Raw genomic sequence first — 2,808 nt, forward strand, 5'->3', positions numbered from 1 at the left:
ACAGTAAAGTATGGCACTGGCTGCTTCAGGAAAGGGCGTCCATCACATCACTACATGACCTGACGGGTCATTAAAAAGGATTCTGACACTTTGCTATCATAGACAAAATGGACTTGTGCACATCGGGATCATGGGGTGCGTAAAAAAAGTACGCACTGGTTTGTTTTTCACCGGAAGGGGAGATGTCGACCCACGCTACATTTTCATAATTAGCGTCCTGTAAATAGTAACGCTCTGTCCCTCCAGGCAACGAATCATCCTTCATTAATGACAGCTTTTGCGAGAGCGCAGCGGAGTACAGACAACTTTCTACGATATGCTTTTGTCCATCGAAATACGCCGTTTTTAATTCCGGGTGAAGACCAACGCGACCAAGGTCCACGCAACCGCACAACATCACGGCCATAATGCTTATAATGGTTTTATTCATCAACATAACCCTCCTTTGTATAAATGCCGCTCATATTAACTAATTTTTCTTATACGTGGCATCAATAGAATCTTAATGCTGATTATTTCCTTTGTCCGGAAATACATCAAACTGACAGCCAACCCTTTGATATAAATTACCCGAGCGCATGAAACCAGGCCAAATAAACCGCCAGACACTTAAAAAATTAACGGACAGGCCGAAGAGATACTGTCGCAAATTGATAACGGCGCTGAAGAAGGCAATGAAGGCTGGCGAGGGATGACAGAAACCATGGATAAGATTACTGCCTCTGATCCCATATTGCTATCTGCTCAGAGAGCCATGCGGTCCCACCGGCCAGCATTAAAGGAGGTTTATGCATTGCGGTCCCAAACTGCCAGGCGGCAAAAGCCAGAAAACCCACCAGGGCAACGATAGTCACTCTCAACACCTTACGCTCAGCATGCAATAACAAAATTATGGCAACCGACAGCAGGATCAGCGTGACAGGCCAGCAGGAAGCGACCGCAACATAAGACATAAACAGGTAATCCGTAATCATCGTCTCACCTCTTCTTTTTAAAGGTTGCCATCGTTGACACAACGCGGAATCATTATTAACGCCAGCTGGCGTGGACGTTTCAGGGTTGCTCAAGCCACCATGAACACGAACGGTACGAACAGCCCCCTGTCAATTCTCAGCCGGAAGCGGTAGTTCAGAGAGGTTCCAATATTGCCCGCAAAGACGTGAGAAGCCCTATCCAGCACGCATGTCAGGCGTTACGGCGATGCCAGAGTCGGCCCGCAATCTCTCAAGTCGCTTAACCATTCAATTAAACGCCTTTTTCGTCATCTGGAGAACACGCTCGATTCTGATTTGTAACGCCTTCATCATTACCCCCTGACACCGGAAGGGTGCTGACTGATGGCTGAAAAACCGCAACCCGCAAAAAGTGGGTAGAACAAAACGGGTGTGCTTACACACGCTCTGGCGCTGGGTACACTGTCCGCAGCGAACGCAGATGCATTCTGGCATTCTTCGCCTGGCGCAGCAGATTTGCAATAACCTGGCGAAGTTCAATACCGCTGATTACAGACTTTCGTTTTCATGGCCTGAGACACACCGGACCAGTTGATTAATTCAGTCCGGCGTCCCGCCGTCTGTGCTACGGGAAATGGGTGGCCGGGAGAGTATTGGGATGGTACGTCGATATGCCCACCATGCAACTGACCATTAACGGAGTATGCGCGGCAAATTGACTCGGTTTTTGAGGAAGATGTCCCAAATATGTCCCACACGGGAAAATCAGCGGCCGGAGGAAGTTGATAAGCGTTTGATTTTTGAATGGCCTCTATCTGCTCATGACTGAGTAATACCGGTTTTACGTTTACGTTTTGTCTGGACATATGCCATACCTGATATTTATACAGTCATTATAATTACAGATAACGGGATGATCATTGTTTATATTGCAATTAATGAAAGAATAAATTTGTTCGTAACCAGAAGAGAAATTGATTGTTTTATAGACTTTTGCCGAGTACTTAACGAAGATTGCGTAATGACTTGTCGCTGCTGAGTCTCAACTTAACAAGGAAGACCTGATGCCCTTACCCGAACGTTTTAAGCCAGCCAAGATAAATCGCCAGAAACTTAAAGAACTAGCGGACGCAGCCGAAGAAATACTGTCGCAAATTGATAACGGCGCCGACGAAGATGATGAAGGGCTAAAAGCGATGATTGATGACTGGAACAGGCAGGTCGTTAATCCGTATGAATTCTCTGATTTCCGTGACTTTTCCTCATGGACCGACGCAAAGAACTTTACCCGGATGGCATTTAATCAGGAGAAATACGTTGCGGATTTAACCTGGGATGAACTAATTCAGATAATTAGTTTCGTGTGCAATGCTGAAGGCAAGAGATCGGAACAAAGTTACGCGCTGGGATTGCTGAAGAAAAACTTTGATGCCAATGCGTCCGACCTCATCTACTGGCCTAATGAATGGTTCCAGGATGAAGACATGCTCCAGGTAGATTTGACGCCTGAAGAAATCGCCGGATACCTCATGGCAAAATCTGGCCGGCTTCTAAGCGATGCGCCACAAATCGACCAGAGATACCCGCTCCCTCCCAGCGCAGCAAGTTAACGCTAAGAGATATCAACCCTAATGGGCAAAACACGTCACTTGTGCCTATACAGAGCCAGAACACGTCAAACCTGCCTATCTATAGGCAGGACACATCATTTCTGTCATACATAGCCAGAATACCTCACTTCTGTCTATAAATAAGATATGGGCATTTTCATGGGGCGGTTTGATTCTGACCCTAACCCCGAATATGATCCAGCCATAATCAGGAATAACCGGCTTCATGTTGGCTGCATATTCTG

The 2,808-nt window shown here is 46.5% G+C and carries 3 protein-coding genes and 1 pseudogene; 2 read left to right on the forward strand and 2 right to left on the reverse strand.

Annotated elements, in window-relative coordinates; translation table 11 throughout:
* Positions 1-70: 70 nt before the first annotated feature.
* Together CWM52_RS25750 and CWM52_RS25755 are read right to left on the reverse strand one after the other, a co-directional pair.
* Positions 71-430: a hypothetical protein gene (locus CWM52_RS25750; RefSeq protein WP_227521341.1), complete on the reverse strand. Its 360-nt coding sequence runs from the start codon at positions 428-430 to the stop codon at positions 71-73.
* 283 nt (positions 431-713) lie between these two features.
* Positions 714-974, reverse strand: coding sequence for a hypothetical protein (locus CWM52_RS25755; protein ID WP_100686648.1), 261 nt, complete (start codon positions 972-974; stop codon positions 714-716).
* Positions 975-1,501: 527 nt separating this feature from the next.
* Here CWM52_RS25755 and CWM52_RS26960 point away from each other — a divergent pair.
* Both CWM52_RS26960 and CWM52_RS25765 read left to right on the forward strand, forming a co-directional pair.
* A pseudogene (locus CWM52_RS26960) lies at positions 1,502-1,739 on the forward strand (tyrosine-type recombinase/integrase); the annotation flags it as partial.
* 278 nt (positions 1,740-2,017) lie between these two features.
* A complete protein-coding gene (locus CWM52_RS25765) occupies positions 2,018-2,563 on the forward strand; it encodes a hypothetical protein (protein WP_100686649.1) in 546 nt (181 codons plus the stop codon).
* Positions 2,564-2,808: the final 245 nt, after the last annotated feature.

The organism is Raoultella sp. T31 (genome assembly GCF_002806725.1).
Lineage (GTDB): Bacteria > Pseudomonadota > Gammaproteobacteria > Enterobacterales > Enterobacteriaceae > Klebsiella > Klebsiella electrica.